Origin of the sequence: Bifidobacterium sp. A11 (assembly GCF_000499185.1) — a bacterium.
Lineage (GTDB): Bacteria > Actinomycetota > Actinomycetes > Actinomycetales > Bifidobacteriaceae > Bombiscardovia > Bombiscardovia mizhiensis.
Window position 1 is genome coordinate 249,116 of the sequence record NZ_AWUO01000002.1, and the last position, 21,963, is coordinate 271,078.

A 21,963-nucleotide genomic window follows, 5' to 3' on the forward strand; every position below is an offset into this window, starting at 1 on the left:
TCCTTTTCCGTGACGGGGGCTGATCCTGCGGCGGGAACCCTCGTTGCTTCCACGATTGGCCTCGGATTGGTCGCTGAATTTCATTATTCCCGGACTGCCGAGGCCTATACGAGTGGGTTGCATAACCTGTCGTTTTCCTGGCATGAATGTTGCCTATATATCAACAGGTGTGCTGATCCGCTCCCCGGCGGACGGTGCATAGGTCCGTCTGCCGGGGAACAAATCAGCTTCAGATGGAGGATCAGGCTGTCGGCCCTTGGTCGGAGCTGTCCTCGGACGGTGTGGTCTCCATGCTGGCCGGATCCTGGGCGCGGGTCTGCCGGGCGTCGTCCGCCAGATCACTCAGGGTGCCCACATCGACAGCGCTGCGACGTGCCTTGAACCTTCTGAAGGCCAGGTACTCCAGGGCCAGGAAGATCAAGGCCAGCACAACCAGTGCCACGTAGAGGGCAATCTGCCAGGCAGGGGTCTGCACCTTGGGGTCGCCGTTGGCGTACTTGTATCCATGCACGACCGTATAGAGGATGTTGTGGCTGGCCTGGCGCATGGCCTTGACCGAGGTGGCGCTCTTGTCCTTGACATGGTTGGTCACTTCGGTGGTGGCCAGCATGGCGTCGTTTCCGTTGCGGATCAACTGGTCGGCGTTCTGGTAACCATAGACGCCGAAGTAGTCGGTCAGGACCATGCCGCGGAAGCCCCACTCACCGCGCAGCACATCCTGCATCAGCGGCGCATAGGCGGCCACGTAGGTGGTGCCGATGTAGTTGAAGGAGCTCATGGCAGCTTGGGCGCCACCCTTGACCACAGCAGCCTGGAATGGCTTCAGGTAGATCTCGCGGATGGTCTGCTCATTGGCCCAGGTGGCCAGCATGTTGGTACGGTTGGTCTCCTGGTCGTTCATGGCGAAGTGCTTCATGAAGGAGTAGACGCCCTTGGACCGGGCCGCTGCGACCTCGTTGGATCCCATGACAGCATTAATCTGGGGGTCTTCGGAGAAGTACTCGAAGTTACGTCCGGAGAAGGCGCTGCGGTGGATGTTGAAGGCGGGTGCGTACCAGCCGGAGACATCCATGTCATGGGCCATGGTGCCGATCATCTCGCCGTAGCGGGTGGCCAGACCGGGATTCCAGGTGCAGGCCAGGGAGGTGGATGAGGGGAAGCCCAGGGAGCCGACCTTGGTGAAGTTGTTGTTCAGGGCGGCGGGGCCATCGGCATCGGTGAGTTCGATCTTGCCGATGCCCTTGACAGCCTGGGTGCCATAGCCGCTCATGGCGATCAGGCTGTCCATGTCCTTGACGCTGAGCTGGTCCAGCAGCTTGTCCCACATGGGGTCGTCGTACTTCTTGTCACGCAGCTGGTAGAGCTTGACGTTGTTCTTGGCGCCTGTCGTGGGCATCTTGTCGCTGTCTTTGTCGAACTTCTTGGGGTCGTAGTTGCTGTTGTTGTAGAAGTGGGCCTTGGCCTCCTCGGGCATCTCAGTGCTCTTGGGCGCCGCCACGGCATCCTCATAGTTGGCGAAGTGGTTGGCCCGGGACAGATAGGTCACCGTGCCCTTGGCATCGTCGAACCTGTTGGTGGCCGCAACCTTGTCGACGGAGCGGGGGTTGCTCTTGTCGTAGGTGACCGTATGGGCGATGTTGACCGTGTCTGATTGGATCGGACGGTGGGAATCGGAACGAATGGAGATGCCGTAGTCGCCCTGGTCCAGCACGTAGGCCTTGGCATGGTCGGCATCATAGGAGGCCATGTCCTCATCCTTGAAGCTCACGGGGATGGTCTGGCTCTTGCCGGGATCCAGGATCCTGGTCTTCTTGAAGGAGACCAGATTGGCGCTGGCCTTCTCGATGCCCCCGTTGGTGTAGGGAGGCTCGAAGTAGGTCTGGACCGTGTCGCGGCCAGCCTTGGCGCCGGTGTTGGTGACGGTCACATCAAAGGAGATCTTCCCGTCAGCATGATGGATCGGTCCCATCTTCTGGCTGAAGGTGGTGTACGACAGGCCGTATCCGAAGGGGTACTGGACCATATCGTCGTAGTTGATCAGGCCTTCCTTGGCTGCAGTTTCCCAGAAGCGGTAGCCCACGTAAATGCCCTCGTTGTAGTCCACGAAGGTAGGCGTACTGGTTTCGGGCTTGCCGGTGAAACCGGTGAAGGTGGCCTTGTGGTCGTCCATATTGGTGTAGGTGAACGAACCGAAGTTGTTGTAGGTCGGCGTCTTGGTCAGGTCGCGCACGAAGGTGTCGGAAGTCTTGCCCGAAGGGTTGACCTTGCCTTTCAGAACCTCGCCCAAGGCGGTGAAGCCGGCCTGCCCCGGGGGCGGGCACCAGAGGACGGACTTGATCTGCGGATATTGACCCACGAAGTTCAGGTTGAAGGTGTTGGCGCCGTTGTAGATCAGGACCACCTTGTCGAAGGAGCTGGTGACCTTGGCGATCATGTCGTTTTCGGGCTTGGACAGCTCCAGGAAGCTCTGACCCTGCTTGAAGTCCGGATTGGCCTTGTCATTGTCGTGATAGGTGATGTCCTTGGCCTTCATGTCCTTCGGCAGGTCAGCGCCCTCACCGCCCACTCGACCGATGACCACCACAGCGGTGTCGGAGAACTGCTTGGCGTCATCCATGAGCTTGCTGGTGTACTTGTCTGCCGTGGGCTCGGGCAGGGTCCAGTCCTGGGCGAACATTTCGACCTTGGGGCGGTCTGCACGGTACTTGGTATAGAAGTCGCTCAGCTCTTTGTTGGTCTTTAGACCGGCTGAGGAGATGCCATCAAGCAGGCTGGTGGTGGGGTTGTCTGCCGACATGGAGCCGGAACCTGTGCCGCCGTAGACGGGGTTGGTCGAGGCCCAGCCGAAGACATTGACCTTGTCGGACTTCAGGGGGAGTGTCCCATCTGAATTCTGCAGCATGGTGACGGATTCACGCTGGATGTCCTTGGCCAGGTTCCGGGCTGCGGTAACGGTTGCCGGCTGCAGCTCGTGCTTGCTGGTGGACTTGGTGATCAGGTTGGACAAGGGTCCCAGGAGCATGGTTGCCAGGGCTGCAACGACAGCCACGAAGGCCACCAGCCAGGACTGGGAGTGGATCATTTTACGGTTGGCTACGTTTTTGACTGTGTGCTTGTTCACGGCGATCGTGATCAGCAGGGCCAGTACCAGAAAGACGCCGATGACCACCAGCTGGGGTATCAGCGACTTGAGTACGGCGACCACATCGCTCAGATTGACACTGAACATGTTCGCTACTTTCCTCTGTTCTCTGCCGAAGCTTCACCCGGTCACGACTATGGGCCGGTCACGAAGTAGACGGAGCGCTTGAACTGTGATCCGCCTCCTGGGTGGGCGAGCGACCTTCAGCTGCATCGACACGCCTTTATGCCACGATTTCAGTTAATCATTTACGACGTGTTTCTGTGACTGTACATGCGCGAACTGTCGAATTTGCCGCATAACCTGACTTGTTTTGCGGCGTGTATTTGCAGGTGTTATGGGAACGGATTCCCATACCCCGTGTTACTACGATCTAGGAACTCCGGTCGACTCTCGTTCGATCAGGTGGCCTGGCAGCTCCACCAGCCTGTTCCAGTCATCGGTCCTGCCCCGCCCTTGATCGATGTCATCAATTTCTGTTTTCAATAGGTCGAAGGCCTTTTCTCCGGCCTTGAAGAAATCCTGATGGATCGTCGTCAGTGAGGGATTCCAGATCTTGGCAATGGGGTGATCGTCAAAGCCTGCTACTGATACATCTTCGGGCACTCGTCGGCCCACATCGTTGAGGCCTCGGATGATGCCCATGCCGATCTCGTCATTGCCGGCGAAAATGGCGGTGACCTCAGGCTTTCGCCCCAAGGCTGACCCTATGCGCTTGCCGGACTCAGGATCCCAATCAGCCTTTATGGGTGCTGGCGCCGGCACCCCGGCATCTTCACAGGCGGATCTCCAACCGGCCAGGCGGCTGTACCCGCCAGCACCACCGGGAATGCTGACGTGATACACGGTTTTATGTCCCAACCCCAACAGATAGGAGGTTACCGCATACCCTCCGTCGCGCTCCTGCATGGAAATTTGAGTGACATCCGATTTCCGGTTGCCAGCAATGAGGATGATGGGCAGATCCTTGTTCACGTAGGCGAAGGCATCGTCGCTAACCTGATCGTAATCAAGGAGCACGATGCCTGCCGGATTCTGGTCCAGAATCGATTGGATGCGCTGGCGCGACTGCTCGCCCGCCTCTGGGCTCAGAACTCCGATATTCAGTGTGTATCCAGCCTTTTGTGCTCTCTCCTCGATGCCGAAGATGGTCTGCGATTGGCCGAACAGGGTGGTATTCGTCGATAGAACAGCGATGGTTTTGGTCCGTTCCTTGACCAAGGCTCTAGCAATGGGGTTGGGGCGGTAGCGCAGAAGCTTCACTGCCTTGGCGATTCTGTCCCGTTTTTCCTTGCTGACCCGTTCTGGGCTATTCAGATACCGGGAAACAGTAGGAACAGAAACCTGGGCCAGGACGGCAACATCTTTGATTGATGCCGGTTTATTGTGATCGACTGTCCTAGCCATAGCAACTCCCATACCCGTATGCCGCCTTATGTCTGACCATCGGATGGGATTAATGCAAACCCGCAGAATCAGACTGACGGACCGGCATCTGTTCGTCCGTCCTTTTGGCCGACTTCCACTGCCGACCTGTTCCCGGCCACTTCATAGTACATGAGGAGGTCGAACGCAGACGGCGTCATGCTGATGCCTTGCCGTCAGTGTCCGACCTCTTGTTTTGGACTACTTCACTGCTCCACCGGTGATGCCCGAAATGATCTTGCGCTGTGCCAGTGCGAAGATGATCAGCAGCGGCAGGCTCATCAGAATGATGTAGGCGAAGATCAGATGCCAGTTGTTCAAGTACAGACCTGCAGAGGCAACGTTGTAAAGGTTCAGCGGCAGCAGATCCATCTTGCCGGAAAGTATGAAGAGCGAGTAGAAGACGTCGTTCCAGATGTAGAGAGTGACCAGAATGGTTGCCGTGGCGAGCGTCGGTCCCAGGAGGGGGAGGATGATCGTGAAGAATATCCGCATAGGACTGGCCCCGTCCATGCGTGCGGCCTCTTCAAGAGAGATCGGTATCGTCCGGATGAATCCAGTGACGAAGAAGATGACCGTAGACAGGTAGATTCCGACGTAGACTCCGATCATCCCCAGAGCTGTTCCTGATAGGCCGATGATCTTGAGCAGCATCATAACGGTCACCACTGCCGGCGGCAGGACAAGGCCAGAGATGGAAAGGGCATACACCACCGTCATTGGCTTGGTGGCTCGACGGGCAAGCACCCAGGATGCCATGGAGCCCAGCAAGAGAGCCAGGAAGACCGAGGGCACCGTTACGATCACCGATCCGAAGAAAGCCTTGATCATTTTGCCATCGGTGATGACAGTCGAGAAGTTCTGCAAAAGCTGCCAATGGCTGGGCAGGCTCATCGTGGGGCGGATCGCCTCGGCCTGGCTTTTGCCGGCTGTAACAATGAGAAGCCAGAAAGGGACACCCAAGAGTATCAGCATGACCAGAACCACCAGTACTGCATGGACGATGGTGCCGGCTTTGGATCGCTTGTTCATGGTTGTGTTGCTTTGGGCCTGGGTGGCCGTATCCGGCGTGTAGGTTGCCGATGTCATAGGATCTTTGCCTCTCTTCTCCGCAGGTAGATGATCAGGGGGATGGCGATGATCATCACCATGACAAACAGAACCAGGCTCATGGTTGTCGACTGCGAGTAGAGTCCCTGACCGAAGGTTCTCCAAATAAAGATGTTCAGTATCTCTGTGGATCCGCCGGGTCCACCTGCTGTAGTCGCCTGGACGATGTCGAAGCCGTTCATGGAGCCCAGGAGTGATGTGGCGACGTTGAAAGTAAATGCCGGAGCCAGCAGCGGGAACTTGATCTTCCAGAATATCTGGCTTTTGCTGGCGCCATCAATGCTTGCAGCTTCCAGAACGTCCGAATCGATGGTCTTGAGTCCGGCCAGGAAGATCAGCATGGACAAGCCCATCCATTTCCATCCGTGGATTGCTGCGACAAGAACGATGGTCCATGTGGTGTTGCCCAGCCAAGCCAGGTCGATTGTCCGTCCCAGGAAGAAGGAGAGTATCTGATTGAGGGCGCCGTCAGATTTGAGCACTGCCTGCCATATGTAGCCGACCGCCAGGGCCGACATGATGACTGGAACGAAGAACATGACACGAGCAAACCTGTTGAGGCGGGTGTCTTCTTCGAGAAAGACCGCCAGGATCAACCCGAAGGTGTTCTGGAATATAGCTACGAGAATGGCGTAGACCAGGGTGATGCGCAGGTCTCGCATCAAGGTGCCCGAGCGGAACAGATCGACGAAATTGCGTACCCCGTTGAAATCAATCGTCTTGCCAAAGGCTGACCAGTTGGTGAAGGCGTAGATGAAATTCATGATCGTCGGAATGAAGAAGAAGATCAGCAGAACCACAAATGCCGGAATGACGAATTGCAGCGGGTAGTTCTGCTTCATAAGTGTTTTGATGGGATTGACGGGGGTGACCGATCTGTTCCTTCTTCGCCCTCCGTGAGGTGTGACCCCCTCGGTTGCATGGTTTACCATACTTATCTGCTTTTCCTTCCATGAGATGGGCATCAGGATCAGGAGCGCCGGTCCCGATGCCCATCCGATGTCGTGCATGATGACCGCTTCCGGCTGTTGCCTTGGTGCTAGCAGCTGCCGGAAGCAGGACAAAGACAGGAGCCTTTAGAAGTTCTTGGCCCCCTGTGCTTTAGCCAATTGAGCGAACTGGTCCTGGGTCGCCTTGGTCACATCCTGGGGCGACTTCGTGCCGTTGACCATATCGGCCAAATTGATGTAAAGGTCAGGATTGGCTATGGCCAGAGACTGCATGGAGCCTACGCCGGTCTTGATCGCAGCTGCGGAATCAATCAAGGCTTGAGGAACCGAATTAGGGGACTTAACCCCCTTCAGTACGGAGATGATCTTCTGGTCTTTGACGAAGTCTGCGTATCCGGTGCTCATCCAGTAATTAATGAACTGACGAGCGGCGGCCTCCTTCTTACTGTCTTTGCTCTTGAAGGCCACCAGCGCGTTGTTCTGTTCGGGGATGATGGTTCCGACATTCCCATCCTTGGAAATGGGGAAGAATCCGATTCTTTCGTCCAAGGCCTGTTTATCATTTTTGGCCAGAGCAGCCACGGCGTTGAACAGCGAATTGACCTGGATGATCATTCCGGTCTTGCCGTCCCAGAGAGCCGCAGCCTGATCGGTATCCTTGGCCGATCCTGCGTCCTTGTTGTAGAGACCTTCGTCGAAGAGCTGCTTGTAGTTGTCGACTGCGGTCTGAATGGTCTTATCGGTGAACTTCTCTTTACCGGTATTGACGCGGTCCCAGAGGCCGTTCTGAGCCGCCTCGGCCAGTTGGACGGATACCGCGTACTGGGTACCCCATTGTGAGCCTGCCATTTCGAACAGGGGGGAGTTCACGCCGGGGACATTGGCCGCTTTGATCTTCTTGGCAGTCTCGACTAGATCGTTCCAGTTTTTAGGTGTCTCGGTGATGCCGGCCTTCTTGAAGACTTCCTTGTTGTAGAAGACGCCCTCAACCGGTGGGGTGGAGAAAAGAGCCGCATAACGGGTGCCGTCCACCACGCCACCTGCATCGGCGATGCCTTGGGTGTAGTTCTTCACCCAAGGTGCATTATCGAGCTTTTGCAGCTTATCTTGGGCGATAAAACCAGCCAGCATGGACTTGGTGGGCTGCCAGAAGGCCAGGTCGGGTGTATCTCCAGTCGTGATCTTCGTCTGGACATTCTGCTCGTACGGATCAGGAATGGTCTGGACATCGATTTTGGCACCCGTAGCCTTCTCGAAGTTCGAGACCACCTTCAGCGGAATCTTGTTGGAGTTCTGAGCCACCCACATTTTCAGCTGAACCCCGTCGAGTTTCTGCGTTGCCGATGGCCAGTAATCCTTAGAGCTTGTATCGGCACTGTCACTGCTGCCAGTCGAGGGATTCGAGCACCCGACCAGAGAGAAAACCATTGCACCCGTCAGGGCGATGGCCGCTCCGACTCGTGTTGTGTTGAATATCTTCATTGAAATTCCTTTCCTATGTTCCACGATCCTTCGTAGAACCTTCTGCCCATCATGAATGGCTACTCGGAAACCCCGGTTTGTAGGTGTTGACGCCTGCCGGTAATTCCTTAAAGACGACTTTGACCTTGGGCCTCCTTTCTTGTGATCAATATGGTTCGGGACGTGAATCGACGCTCTGGCGCTTGCAAACGCAGCTTGGCATTGTTCTGGTCCCAAAGGATTTTCCATGGTGCGAAGCGTTCGCCTGTGGGGAAGATGGTATGAACGTCAACGGCTGAGTCGGCGAAATCAGGCAAGGATAGAACCACATTGCTTTCTTTGCCGGCGGGGTTTCGAGCCCACACCGTCACTAGTGCGCTCTGGTCATAGCGAAGACCGAGGGCCAATGCTTTGTCTGTCCATCCGGGCAGTCCCATGGGCCAAAAAGGAACAGCTCTGGAAACGATGGGCTGTATATGAAGCTTGTAGGTCTGTACGGCCTGGGCGATCAGGTTGCGCTGGTCCTCATCCATGGCATTGAGAAAGCCCGAAATGAAAAATCTGCCCAGCATGCTGGTGTTCAGGTTGAAGGCGATCTCCTCCAGGCTCATGGAAGCTTGGGGATAGGCCCAGTTGGCCGTCTGCTCCGGCACGGTCATCATGGGTGAGGATGCTGCGATCGGTGGATAGAGACGATAATCCTGCTGATCCGAAGTTGATTGGACGCGGAAGTGACTGGTCTGCATGAAGTCTTCGCGCATGCCGCCCGAGGAGCAGTTCTCAAGAATCAAATCTGGATAACGCTCATGCAAGGCATCCAACCAGTCACAGTAGGCCCGATTATGGCCTAGAAGCCCGTCTCCCAGGCTATCGGCTTGGTTGTCGGTGCCGGCTCCGGGTGAGACGTTGTAATCGAACTTAAAGTAGCCGATTCCGAATTCGCCGATAAGCCTGTCGATGACCGAGTCCATATACTTGCGAGCCTCATCAGCTCGGAAGTCGAGTAGATAACGGTCCTGTTCGACCACACGTCGACCATTGCGCTGGAAGAAGGCTGCGTTTGGCAGTGCGGCGGCGATAGGGCTGCGTACACCCACGACCTCGGGTTCCATCCACAGGCCGGGAACCATGCCACGCGAGACGATGGCATCAATCACCTCGGCGAATCCCCCTGGGAAGCGCGTCGTGGAGGGTTTCCATTCGCCCACCGAAGGCCACCAATCGCCGGAATCGTCATACCAGCCGCAGTCGATGCAGAAGACTTGGGCGCCCACTTCAGCTGCGCTGTCGATCAGTGGAAGCAGCTTCTCTGTGGTCGGGTCACCGTTGATGGTATTCATGTAGTCGTTGAAAACCACTAGTGGATGTTGGTCCTTGGCCACGTGCGTGCCGAAAGTCCGCCGATAAGCGATCAGGGAATCGTAGGCCGATTGAAAGGAAGAGGCCAGAGTGACCGAGGCTGGTACGGATGTAAAGGTTTGTCCCGGCGCAAGGCATTTTGACCAGGAGTGATCTTCATTTGTGGGTCCGGATAAAGCCATGTATCCATCGACGGTATAGTCGCCGACCTCCCATCGCCAAGCTCCGTTGTGCTCGACTTGGAAAATCCAAGTGGCTGTATGGCTCTTGTTGCATAGGACCGCGAGCGGAGCCTGGCGACCAGTTGACCAGGTGCCTGTGGAGATTGCTTTGTACTCGTTGCGTGGATTGTTGCCGGTCAGCTCCTGAGAGAGCCGAGGGAAGAGATCCTCGGTATTTTCAGAGCGCCAGCGGTTTTCGCCCAACCAGGCGAAAGCGCCGTGAAGAAGTTTCCAGCCGCTTGCATCTTGCTGCTCTCCGGGCGTGGATCCGAACAGACTGACCCAGCTGGTGACTGATTCGAGGCTGATCGGGCGGTTTCCGATGTTGGTCACTGTTACAAAGGTCCGAAACATAGTCTGATTTGTAGGAAGTTGATAGGTCACGTCAGCTTGAAGACCGGCGGTACGGTTCTCCATTCGTACGTGCAACGAATTGATACCGTTTTCAGATTTGTCAGAATGATGAGAAACGTATCGCATGCCAGCCCCGATTGAAGTGCTGACCAGCCTTTCGCAGGCAATCCAATGACCGAAGCCAGCGGCCATGATCTCCACAAGGGGCAGATTGTCGTCGATCCTCATGTCCACGTCATCCGACGTAATCCGACCTATGCTGACTGGAGCGTCGTTATCCCAATGGAAAAACAAGGATAGACGATTATTGCCCCATTGAAAGTCATGTGTCATGATGTCCTCTGCCATATGATTACAGCCAAGTCGGGTGTCGGTGGAGATCGTGGTGACCGATAACCGCAAACAACCTTCCCTGCTTATTTGCTGATCGCCTCTCTGTGGTCTTGGAGAATGTTCATATCCCTATGACCGCGAAGGTCAATCCCTAAAAACACAGAGTAATTTGAAAACGTTATCGAGTCAATTAAGCGTGTCGTTTCTATCGGGTTGTAAGTGTGTCTGCCGGCGCTACCGGTCTTCCTGTGGCTATCGGAATGGGGAATGGCCACAGGAAAGCCGTTAATTCGACCAGGCCTCACAGTATGCACAGTATGTCATGACTGTTTGCCGTGAGAATGCTGGACCATCATGAAAGTCAGAACGGAAGTTCCTACAAGCACGATGGTTGTAAGGAGGATGAGCGTAACTGCAGACCCTGTGGATGAAAGTCGGAATTCCTGACCTTTTTGTCCTGCTGCTTTCGCGCTCGTCCTAGGTTTAGCTTTTGAATCGTTCGCGGTTGACGCATCTGCGGATGTCGCCGGAATCACCTGAAGACGGAAGGACGATCTGGCACTTCCGGAACTTGCTGTGATCGTGCAGTTGCCAACCTCAAGGGCAGACAGCATGCCTTGGGGGTCTACCGTTGCTATGCGCGGATCCGATGTGGACCAGGTGATGGCGGCATCAGATGATCTCTGCGAATCTGTGGCGGTCAACTGCAATTTCTGGCCCTTACGCAGTGTCATTCGGCCCTGAGCCAGACCGGGGGCATGGATGGTGACTGAACCTGGTTCTGATGGGTGGGACTCTAGGTCTTCAGATGTCGGCGTCCCGATGATTTCAGGGTAGAAAATCAGGGAGTCGATATTCGGTGCCACTCCCCAGGAGACAGCGCCTCTGCCTGTTCCAGCCGGATCCCAGTTCCCCAGTGATAGGGCCCCTCCATTCGTGGATACCTGCAGCGAACGGTTCAAGAAGCTGCTGTCGGAATAGGTATACCTAAACGAACCTCTGGCAAGTTCGGGGCCGTGGCCATCCCCCTGGCGGATTTGCAGTCCGAGGTCCACGATTTGCGGGTTATAGTCGTGCCTGCCGATGAAGGCATCGTTGGAGAATCTGACGGCCACCATATAGTCCCCACGAGGAACCGTGCCTGCTGGAATGGTCATGATGCCGGGATTGTGCGTATTCACCTTTGGTCTGTTGTTGCTATTCTCAACCACTACACGGGTGCGATCGCCGTATCCGGCTGGGCCGCTTTCAGCAGTGGTGAACTGATTTCCCAGGCCGATCACGTATTGGTGGTTTTCGGCATTGGACGAATTCTCAGTGATCGCGCTCGCCCCGCCGTTCAATTGTTGATCCTCTGCCTGAAGGGAGATGGCAGAGTGACGCAGATCCTTGGATGCGGCGACCTGAACATCGCGTAGACTTACGCCTGTTCCCGAAAGGTCCAGACTGTTGATGCCTTCACTCAGTGCCACCTCAAGACTGGTCGATTGCAGACCTGAGTAGGCGGCAGTGATTCCCGGGAGGGTTTTTCCATTCATGTTCAGGGCAATCGGTGTTCCTTTGGCGGCCCGATAGACGAGTTTGATCGTGTGGTATCCCTGGGACCAGCCGTGGATGAAGGCATGAGCATGGCCTGATCGAAGTTCGGCGAACCCGCGACTGCCTTCATTGGAGAAATCGAGTGAGGCTCCGCCGGCAAGGCGAAATTGCGTAGCCGGGTAGTCTACGGCATCGCTGGTTCCATCGCGATCCTCGGGAATCCTGTAAAGGAGGAACTTGTCAAGGGTGTTATCCAAGGCCGTCGATCCATGGATACTGATGATGTGTCGTCCTTGAGTAAGGTTCATCTCCAGCTGAGTGCTTCCCCTATACAGCCATTTCGCGGCATCTTTCATGGCAAGTTCGGCGTGATAGTCCAATTCGCCAACGGCTTTGGAGTCCACGCTGACCTTATTAGTCCCGGGGAATCCTGTGTTTCCGCTGATTACCTGCAGCCTGTATTTGCCGTCAGCAGGGGTATGGACTTCCCAGTCAGCTGTGGCCCCATCCTTGAAGTTGCCGACATCACCGTTGCCGGACGTCATGAAGTAGCTCCACCCATTGCCCGAAGGTGTTTTGTCGTAAGCACGGGCGCCGCCGGATAATTTGGTCCGTTCAGCTTCTGTGACTTGGAGATTTCGGCCCAATTGGTCATCTGTGCGAAGTGACCGGTCCTGGTGTGGCGTGACGACGAGTTGATATGAGGCATACCGGTCCACACTGGTCGTGGTGACATCGAGTGTGCCATTGCGTACCTGAGCATTTGAGAGCGTATTGACCACGCGGGGGGTTGCAGCGATGCCATCTGGCCCCGTAAAAGCATTCTCGCGCACTTCGACATCCACTGTGGAGCCAAACCCCGCCTTGTCTAATCCCGTCAGTTGCACGGTCACTGGAATGTTGGCGCCGGTATTCTTCACCTGATCGACGTTCTCGTCGTTGGCGCCTCCGTATAAGACTGTTCCCTTATGGTTGGCGGTATCCAATGCCCCGATGCCTTGGAGCGAGTCGATTTTGTCGCGGTGATCGGAATCCACCTGAACAGTTTGATCTCCTCTCAGGTCTCCATACCATTTGAACTGCCACCAGCCTGCATTGGCAGCATTGGCATTGGCCATATTGTCTGATAGGTTGCCTGCATAGTTCCAGTAGGCGGTCTCGGCCTGGACTTTGGTGTCCTCGAACATGCTCATCCATTGCACAAGTTGACCAGGTACGGACATGTCGCGTAGCTCTCCGTACTCGGTGATGTTGATCTTTCTGGCGGGCACGCCGATGTCGTGTTCCAAAGCACGGTAATTCGCGTAGTGGGTGCGATAGTTCTGCAGGCTTTCTTTGCCGAGCTCATGCCAGACGAAGATATCCGGTAGGGTTCCCGCTCCCTTGGTGTGGCGCAGAAAAGCTGCTGATCTATTCTGCCTGAAGGATGAGTCCCCAGGGCCGGCTATGCGGGCGTGCGCTGCTGTGGGGCGCACCTTGCTTGGTTTTTCGCCGGTTTTGTATTGTTGCCAGATGGTTTGTATCAGTTGGTAGTCTGCGTCCCAGTCGTTCAGGAAAGTTGTTTTGAACAGCGGGTTCTGGGCATCATCGCCCGTGTAGTACCAGTTGCCTCCGTCTGGCTCGTTGAAAGGGATGAAGGTGTATTGGTCAGGATGCTCTGATTGGGACAATATCTTATTGACGACGATTTCGACGACTTCGCTATAATCCCAACGTCCATTGGACTGATCGCTGTAGGTGCCATATCTGGGATCGCTGACAGGCACATTGGTTACATATGATCGGTCATCTCCCGGGCGTGAACCATGGTTATAGGACCAATCTGGGTAATAATCCTGCATGTATACGGCCAGTTCTCGTCCTCCATTGGCAAAGAACTGGCGCTCCAAGGCCAGTGCGTCCCCGCTGGGGTGTTGGGAGCCCGTTGGCGGTTTCTGTGAGGAATTTTCCACACGAGCGCCGTCGAGAATAGCATCTGTCGGCGATCCTTCGTCGCCCAAGCCATACAGGGTTCCTGAGGCTCCGCCGAGGAAGTCCCCGGTTGTCTTGCCCATATCGACTTTGAGGACTTGTGCTGGTTTGGCTTCATCGGCGTAGGCCGCTGGCAGAACGCATGCTCCGATCAGCAAACCCGCGCTCGCCGTTAATGCTATAAGTGTCTGATATTTTCCCATGATGTGTTTCTTCCATCGGAATGCAAAGCAATCGCTCGATTCGGATAGTTCAGGATCCGAGTGAGCGATGCTGAGAACTACATTGTTCACGCATTGGCCGTCTGATCCTCAACGGCGAGGTCATAATCGGCTGGGTGCGTTGATATGTGCAAGGCCCCCTTCCCTTTAATCGCGGGTTCTGCCTGGTGAATGTCCGTCGCTGGCATATCATCGACGCGACTAAAAACAGCATATTGTGAAAACGTTCTATCGTCAAATATATGCTTCTATCGAGTCATAAAACCTATAAAACATGGGATTTCTATAGAGGCTCTGTTTCATATAGATAACGTTCTCATATTCAAGAATACGGCAGTGATTATGGGCGCAAGGAAGGGGCGATCTTACCGCCGAGATGACTGCGTCTGCGGCAGGCAATAAATAGATACAACGTTAGTATCCATTTGAGCGGCTAATCAAATGTTGAACACCGTATGTTAGGAAAAGAGTAGTTCAGAATACTTGATTTGTCAGGCAATCGTATATAGAGTACATTGTCAGTTAAGAAGTACAAGGTTGTATTAAATATCAGGGCGCTGGTGCACTGGCATCGGTTCCCGGGTTTAAGACAACGTTGTTTCGCTTCATTCGGTATGGAGGTAGCAGAGGAATGGAATCTATGGCGCAAACCCGTCAGAGACGGTCGTGTATGCATATGGATGGGAGGTATCAGTTAGCGGCGGTCGATGATAGGCTGTTCGGCTCATTCGTTGAGCATCTTGGTCGGTGTGTATATACGGGAATCTACGAACCTGACCATCCGAGAGCTGATGGTCACGGATTCAGGCAGGATGTCATCGATCTGGTCAAGGAACTGGGCGTTTCGACCATTAGATATCCTGGCGGCAACTACGTGTCAGGCTACCGCTGGCAAGACGGAATCGGTAACCCTGCCAGCCGGCCACGTCGGCTAGATTTGGCATGGCATTCAACTGAAACCAACCAGTTTGGCCTGCATGAGATGGAGGACTGGCTTGCCGAACTCGGCGGCAATGAGCTGATGGAGGCCGTGAACCTGGGGACACAGGGGATTCAGGAAGCCTTGGATCTTTTGGAGTACTGCAACATTCCCTCTGGAACAGCTCTGTCGGATTTGCGACGCCAGAATGGGGCGGACCGGCCTTTCAACATTCGTATGTGGTGTTTGGGCAATGAAATGGACGGTCCCTGGCAGCTAGGCCATTGCGATGCGATTGATTATGCCCGGATGGCGGCCAAGACTGCAGCAGGAATGAAGCAGCTTGACCCGGATCTGGATTTGGTCGTCTGCGGTTCTTCCAGCCATGCCATGGACTCGTTCGGCAAATGGGAACGGACAGTGCTGGAACATACCTATGATTATGTGGATTTCATCTCTTGCCATGCCTATTACCAGCCTCACAATGGCGATATGGAGAGTTTTCTGGCCTCCGGGGTTGATATGAACTCCTTCATCAGGGATGTGTCCGCAGTGATTAACTCTGTGAAAGCCGAGCGGCATAGTGATCATCAGGTCTATATCTCCTTTGATGAATGGAACGTGTGGTATCAGGATGGGGAGAAATCAAAGAATCCAGAGGGTATCGACAACTGGCCGATCGCACCCCGCCTTCTTGAGGATACATATACTGTCACTGATGCCGTTGTCTTCGGCGACCTGCTGATCACCCTTCTGCAAAATGTAGACGTTGTTAGGTCTGCTTCTTTGGCACAATTGGTAAATGTCATAGCTCCCATCATGACCGAGCCGGGCGGGGATGCCTGGAGGCAGACGATTTTCTATCCATTTGCTTATGCTGCACGATATGCCAAAGGCGGTACGGTATTGTCTGCTCCGCTGGAAAGCTCTGAGCACCATACCAACCTCTACGGCACGGTGGCCGATGTCAATGCTGTAGCTGTTCAGCGCTCTGACGGCACACTGGCGGTGTTTGTCGTCAATCGTTCGGCGAAAGGCGACAATCAATTTACCGTTGACCTTGGCGAGAGTGCCTCATATTCACAGGTTGAAGCCTTTACCCTCCATGATGATGATTCACAAGCCGCGAATACGGCTCAGAAACAAGAAAGGGTGGTTCCTTACCGGAACAGAACCGCAGTCATCGAAAACAATGGCAGGCAGGGATGCGTCACGCTTCCTCCTGTGTCTTGGACGATGCTGTTGTTCGCATGAATCAGTTTTGCCGCCCAACAAGGAAGTGGACGGCACAGTTCAAAAAGGAGAAAAGATGAAAACAGCACGACTCATGGGTGCGTCGGTACTGGTAGCTGTGATGGCGTTGACGGCAGGAGCTTGCGGTTCTCCTGGGTCGCCCTCTGGCTCGTCCAATAACGAGGCGTCCCAAGTGCATAACGATGCCAAAGCCAACGATACTGCCAAATGCCGCAATACAGTTAAAAAGCCCAATGCCGAAAAGGTGACTGTATGGGCCTGGTATCCTGCTTTCGGCAAGCTGGTTGATCACTTCAACGAAACACATGATGATCTTCAGGTCTGCTGGACCAGCGCCGATCAGTCTGCCAAGGCATACTCTCGGTTCAACACCACCATTAAGGCCAAGTCTGGTGCTCCCGATGTAATTCAGCTCGAGTATGCGGTTATGCCACAATTCGCGTCAGGTGTGGAAAAGCATTTGGTGGATCTGTCGAAGTTCGGCGTAGATAAGATCCGGAGCAATTACACAGCAGGCGCTTGGAAGGATGTCCAACTGGGAGGTTCTAAAGGAGTCTACGGAGTGCCGGTGGATGTGGGTCCTGTGGTCATGTATTACCGCAAGGATATCTTCGACAAGTATCAGGTCAAGCCGCCAACGACTTGGGATGAGTATGAACAAGCAGGACGTGAGCTCAAGCAGAAGGGTTACACAGGGCATATAGGCAACTGGCAACCTAATGGCACGCTATTCAACTATGCCTATTACGATCAGAACGGCGCAAAAGTCTTCAAGTACTCGGCAAATGATCCCGAAAATGTCGGTATCAATATCAATTCCGACAAGGTAAAGAAAGTCGTCTCCTTCTGGCAGAAACTAGCCAAGGATGACATTGTTGCGACGGACGATACAGACACTGCGGAATGGAATAAGAAGAACGTCGACGGCTCCTATGCGACAATCATCCATGCTTCTTGGCTGGTTGGATACCTCAATGGTGTCAGCGGAGTGCAGGAGGGGTCGCAATGGCAGATTGCCAAAGCTCCTGTTTGGGACCAGTCAGATCCGGATGTCAACTGCGGCGGCTCTGGAATGGCCGTGACTGATCAGACCAAGCATACCGAGGCTGCGGCGAAGGTGGCCATGGAGCTTTTTGGAGATGATGCCGCTCAGGATATCGCCGTCAATGACAGCGGCCTGTATCCTACATGGACCAAGAAACTCGGCTCGGCGGCCTTCTTGGATAGGCAGGAGCCGTTCTTCGGCAACCAAAAGATCAACAAGATTATTGCTCCGGTGGCTCAGGGGTACAAGGGCTATCAATTCCTTCCGTTCCAAACATATGCCAATGACGAGCAGACCAAGACACTTTCCGCCATTCTCCGAGACGGGAAGAATGTATCAACGAGCCTGGATTCCTTGCAGCAAACGCTAAGCGACTATGCCAAGCAGCAAGGATTCAAGGTATCTCAGTAAGTCTGGTCGGATCTCATGGGGGGAGCTGATCACTCCCCCCGGGAGGATAAATCATGTCAGCAAAATATGTGTCTGCCAAAAGGCGTGGCCGGCTGAGCAAGGATAATGTGTGGGGTTGGTTCTTCACGTTGCCTTTCGGCATCGTTTTTATTGTATTTCTGGTTGTCCCACTAGTTTATGCCTTTTACGTGTCCCTTTTCACCTACACGCAAGTGCGTGGAAGTGTTTTCACCGGCCTGGAAAACTATCGACGGGCCTTTTCGGACCCAATATTCCTCAAAGGCATGGGCAGGGTCGTAATCTATACGTTGGTCATGGTGCCGATTCAACTTGGCTTGGCGCTGATTCTAGCCTTGGTCATCGATTCCATGATGACGCGCTTAGCATCTGCTTCCCGGCTTCTGTTCTTCCTTCCCTATGCCATCCCGGTGGTCATTGGGGCGCTGATGTGGGGATTCATTTACTCGAAGAACCTGGGTCCGTTTACTTCGATCTTTGCCTTATTCGGCCGTCAACCACCGGATTTTTTAAGTACAAACGGCATATTCGGAGCATTGGTCAATATGGTCACATGGCAGTGGACAGGGTATTACATGGTAATTCTCTACTCTGCCCTGAGGGCCATACCGCATGATCTATACGAATCCGCTAGGTTGGATGGCGCTTCGGAGCTGCAGATAGCTGTTCGGATCAAAACGCCTATGATCAGCAGCTCGTTGGTCATGGTCACGATCTTTTCGTTGATTGGGACCTTGCAGTTCTATACGGAGCCAATGGTGTTGCGCAATAATGCCAACTCGGCCATACCCCCGGAATACACGCCTAATATGTATGCCCAGGCATTGGCCTTCAACTACAACCAGATTAACTACTCGGCAACGATCTCATTCGCATTGGGGCTTCTGGTCGTTATTTTCAGTGTGATATTCATGCGGGTTACCCGCAAGCAGTCTGGGTTAGGGGATTAGCATGCTAAAGGAAAAGGATGCGGCTCGTAGAATCGCCCAGCCACATCGCGTGGGTTCGAATCTTCTGTTGATCGTATGCATCATCTATTTCCTGATGCCTGTGTGGTGGCTGGTTGTGGCCGCGACAAAATCCAATTCCGGACTGTTTATGGGTACGGGTGGATCCCTTTGGTTCGACAAGCATTTTGCGCTTTTCGACAATATCAAGGAGCTCAGCACCTACGAAGGGGGCATATATTGGCGATGGCTGCTGAATTCCTTCCTATATGCCTTTGTCGGAGGACTGGGGGCCACCATTATTTCGGTCATGGCCGGTTACGGGTTCGCAAAGTTCAGGTTTGCCGGCAGAAATGCCTATTTCGATATCGTGCTGGGTGCCCTGATGATTCCGACGACTGCCTTGGTCATCCCCACTTTCATTCTGATGTCGCAGATAGGAATGAACGATACTCTCTGGGCGGTTCTGTTGCCTTCGCTGCTGTCACCGTTCGGCACATACCTGATGCGCGTGTACTGCACGGGATCGCTGCCAGACGAGATGCTGGAGGCGGCCAGGGTTGATGGAGCCGGGGAAATCCGGACCTTCATTCAGGTGGCACTGCCCATCATGACCCCGGCCATAACCACAGTTTTCCTGCTTTCCGTAGTCAACTGCTGGAACAACTATTTTCTTCCGCAAGTTGTGCTTGCCGATACCAAGCTTTTCCCGATTACAGTGGGATTGACCCAGTGGCAGGCCAAGTCGAATGCGGGCTCAGGGTCGGAGCAGGTATGGAACCTGATTACCTCTGGAGCCTTTATCTCTGTCATTCCTCTTGTCTTGGCCTTCCTTTTCCTGCAGAAGTATTGGGTAAGCGGGCTGACGGCTGGTGCCGTCAAAGAATAGGTCTTCCTCGCATGTTCCGCTTGTGCCCCTCGCCGTTTCGGCGGGGGGCACGTATATTCTCGAATAGGGAGTAATCGTTGCATCCATAAGGAGCGGCAATGCGGAGACGAGTGACCATCAAGGATGTGGCCAAAGAGGCGAACGTCTCCATAAAGACCGTTTCCAATGTGTTGAATCATTCAGGCAGTATGCGTCCCGAGACCCGGGAACGTGTCAAAACAGCCATGACCAAATTGGGCTATCAGATCAACATGTCAGCCAGATCGCTCAAGACAGGAGCAACAGGCATCCTAGGGCTGGGAATATTCGATTTCACCCAGCCCTTTGGGGCCTATCTGGCTGACAAGGTGATAGAAACGGCTCGTGAACGTAAATACGGCGTAGTAGTTAGTACCTATAGCTCGGGTGGGTCGGGTATCCGAACCATTATCGATGAGACCTACCATCTGGCCGCCGATGGATGGATATTCTTCGTTGAACGGCCCTTGCGCGACAAGGGTATTCTGCTCTCGCAGACCTACCCTCTGGTGATGACCGGGGACTATCGCCCATATGGCAAGGCAGACTTTGTCACCATGCCGAATACTGAGGCAGAGCGATTTGCGACGGGACGGCTTCTTGACGCGGGTTGTAGACGGTTGGCTCTGGTCGGGGCACCAGCCAAGTACAGTCGCAGATCGGTCTTTTCTGCGGTGGAAGGAACCCAGGAACTCCGAGTCAAGGGATATATTCAGGCCTTCGAGGAGCGCGGACTGGAGGTTGATTCCAGTCTTATTGTCAGCCTGCCACGCCTGATGACCGACGAGGGGATTAAGGCAGCCGATTTCCTTCTGGATGATCATCCCGATGTTGATGGAATCATTTGCTTGAACGATGCGGTTGCTTATGGAGTGATGCATCAAGTCCAAAAAAGAGGTCGTTCGATTCCAGATGATATTCAGGTAGTGGGGTTTGACAACACCCCAGAGGGAAACTATTCCAACCCTGCTTTGACGACGATTGACCCTTTGATTGACGACTATGCCCGGGTGGCGGTCAGCATGCTGATAGAGCGCATCAACGGATATGCGGGCCCTGTGCGTACTTATACCACGGGTTTTGAGCTTGTTGAACGTGATTCAACACAGGCCGGAAAAGATGCCGATAAAATGACTCCATGACTGGTCGCATCGCGGTATTTCCCAGTAGTTCCCGATTATATGGGACGCAGATCAATGGCGCACACTTTGTTTTCTCGATGAATCCAGCCCCTCGCTGTGCCCCCATCATTCTTTACCTTCATGGCGGTCCGGGCGATGCCTGTATCCCGCTGACCATGCGCTACAACGCAGCTTTGGAGCGCGATTTCCGCTTCATCAACCTGGATCAGCGAGGTAGCGGGCTGTCCTACCATCCTTTTGCACCTGGCGAGGTAGTGACCATCGATTCGATGGTTGAGGACGTTCACCAGTTCGTGCTTGAGCTTCTTCGTGCCTACGGGCAGGATTCCCTGATCCTCATCGGTCATTCATGGGGTAGCGTCCTGGGACTGGAGATGGTGAAGCGGTATCCCTCGCTTGTTCGCTGTTATATCGGTCTTGGACAGGTTGTCAGCATGCGCGCCGCTCTTCGGTTAAGACGGCATTGGGGGCAGCAGAGTTGGGGCTCTCGGCTCGCTTCGGTCGTCAGCAGAGAGAGCGGGGCTGCCGACGTGGTGCTGATGCTCGATGATCTGCTGTCTCGTGGCGGGGTTGCCATGCTGTTCGGATCTCTGGAACGGATTATGACCTACCTGCGCTCGCCTTACTACAACTGGTCGCGTCTGCTCAACCATGCCAAGGGGGTGGCTCAATCACGGGCGCGCTTGGATGCTGAGCTGGAGCAGGTCGATTTCAGCGGGCAGACCTCTTTTGGCGCTCCTGTTTATTTCATCAGCGGCAAATATGACCGTCATCTGCCTGGTAGTCTGGTTGAGCGGTTTGCAGATGGACTGAAGAGCCCGCATCGGTTCATCCGTTTTGACCGGTCAGGGCACTGCCCGCAATGGGACGAGCCAGAACGGTTTGCAGCAACGGTTAAGGCCCTCTGCTTGTAGCGCATGAGTAAGCAGGAACCGCAGCCTGGCTGCACGCGCTCATTCGCATGATGGAAATACCTCTTGAGGAGAACCAAATCTACTAATATGAGTAACTGAAGATATTGGTTTGAGCCTCGTTGAAGAGTGCGCGGGGCTCCTGGATAGGTGAAGGCCAATTGAGCGGGGCTTGGTCGGCAAAAACCGACACGCCGTAGAAACCGCGAAATCATTGGGTTCCACCGTTATTTCAGTATGCCAATTTGCGGGACAACCCAAGTTCGTGTAAGTTTACTTCTTGCTGCCCGGCAGTGATGAGAACTCTTCGGAGGGCTTGGAAC

The 21,963-nt window shown here is 54.4% G+C and carries 13 protein-coding genes; 6 read left to right on the top strand and 7 right to left on the bottom strand.

The window, feature by feature from the left end; genetic code table 11:
• Nucleotides 1-241: 241 nt before the first annotated feature.
• From P273_RS0103635 to P273_RS0103665, 7 genes are all read right to left on the bottom strand, one after another.
• Complete coding sequence (locus P273_RS0103635; RefSeq protein WP_024627127.1) at nt 242-3,229, bottom strand: glycoside hydrolase family 3 C-terminal domain-containing protein; 2,988 nt, start codon at nt 3,227-3,229, stop codon at nt 242-244.
• A gap of 279 nt (nt 3,230-3,508) precedes the next feature.
• Nucleotides 3,509-4,549 (bottom strand): LacI family DNA-binding transcriptional regulator, encoded by a 1,041-nt coding sequence (locus tag P273_RS0103640; RefSeq protein ID WP_024627128.1) that lies wholly within the window; start codon nt 4,547-4,549, stop codon nt 3,509-3,511.
• Nucleotides 4,550-4,768: 219 nt separating this feature from the next.
• A complete protein-coding gene (locus tag P273_RS0103645) occupies nt 4,769-5,656 on the bottom strand; it encodes a carbohydrate ABC transporter permease (protein WP_051354109.1) in 888 nt (295 codons plus the stop codon).
• The gene (locus P273_RS0103650; RefSeq protein WP_024627130.1) at nt 5,653-6,609 is read right to left on the bottom strand and encodes a carbohydrate ABC transporter permease; all 957 of its coding nucleotides are present in this window, start codon (nt 6,607-6,609) and stop codon (nt 5,653-5,655) included. The genes P273_RS0103645 and P273_RS0103650 overlap by 4 nt, the downstream gene beginning before the upstream one ends.
• Nucleotides 6,610-6,753: 144 nt before the next feature.
• Complete coding sequence (locus P273_RS0103655; protein WP_024627131.1) at nt 6,754-8,109, bottom strand: ABC transporter substrate-binding protein; 1,356 nt, start codon at nt 8,107-8,109, stop codon at nt 6,754-6,756.
• Between the two features lie 107 nt (nt 8,110-8,216).
• A complete protein-coding gene (locus tag P273_RS0103660) occupies nt 8,217-10,001 on the bottom strand; it encodes a glycoside hydrolase family 36 protein (RefSeq protein WP_253269562.1) in 1,785 nt (594 codons plus the stop codon).
• A gap of 674 nt (nt 10,002-10,675) precedes the next feature.
• Nucleotides 10,676-14,068 (bottom strand): Ig-like domain-containing protein, encoded by a 3,393-nt coding sequence (locus P273_RS0103665; protein WP_081709243.1) that lies wholly within the window; start codon nt 14,066-14,068, stop codon nt 10,676-10,678.
• Between the two features lie 658 nt (nt 14,069-14,726).
• On the opposite strand from P273_RS0103665, the gene P273_RS0103670 reads away from it, so the two are divergent.
• From P273_RS0103670 to P273_RS0103695, 6 genes are all read left to right on the top strand, one after another.
• Complete coding sequence (locus tag P273_RS0103670; RefSeq protein WP_024627134.1) at nt 14,727-16,259, top strand: alpha-N-arabinofuranosidase; 1,533 nt, start codon at nt 14,727-14,729, stop codon at nt 16,257-16,259.
• A 55-nt stretch (nt 16,260-16,314) separates the two neighbouring features.
• Nucleotides 16,315-17,715, top strand: a complete 1,401-nt coding sequence (locus tag P273_RS0103675; RefSeq protein ID WP_029676110.1) for an ABC transporter substrate-binding protein — start codon at nt 16,315-16,317, stop codon at nt 17,713-17,715.
• A 53-nt stretch (nt 17,716-17,768) separates the two neighbouring features.
• Entirely contained in the window at nt 17,769-18,683 is a 915-nt protein-coding gene (locus P273_RS0103680) for a carbohydrate ABC transporter permease (protein WP_051354111.1), read from the top strand.
• 1 nt (nt 18,684) lies between these two features.
• Nucleotides 18,685-19,569 (top strand): carbohydrate ABC transporter permease, encoded by an 885-nt coding sequence (locus tag P273_RS0103685; protein ID WP_024627137.1) that lies wholly within the window; start codon nt 18,685-18,687, stop codon nt 19,567-19,569.
• Between the two features lie 98 nt (nt 19,570-19,667).
• A complete protein-coding gene (locus tag P273_RS0103690) occupies nt 19,668-20,729 on the top strand; it encodes a LacI family DNA-binding transcriptional regulator (RefSeq protein ID WP_024627138.1) in 1,062 nt (353 codons plus the stop codon).
• Nucleotides 20,726-21,643 carry an alpha/beta fold hydrolase gene (locus P273_RS0103695; protein ID WP_081709244.1) on the top strand — a complete coding sequence of 306 codons (918 nt, stop codon included), beginning with the start codon at nt 20,726-20,728 and terminating at the stop codon, nt 21,641-21,643. Before P273_RS0103690 ends, P273_RS0103695 begins: the two co-directional genes overlap by 4 nt.
• Nucleotides 21,644-21,963 lie beyond the last annotated feature (320 nt).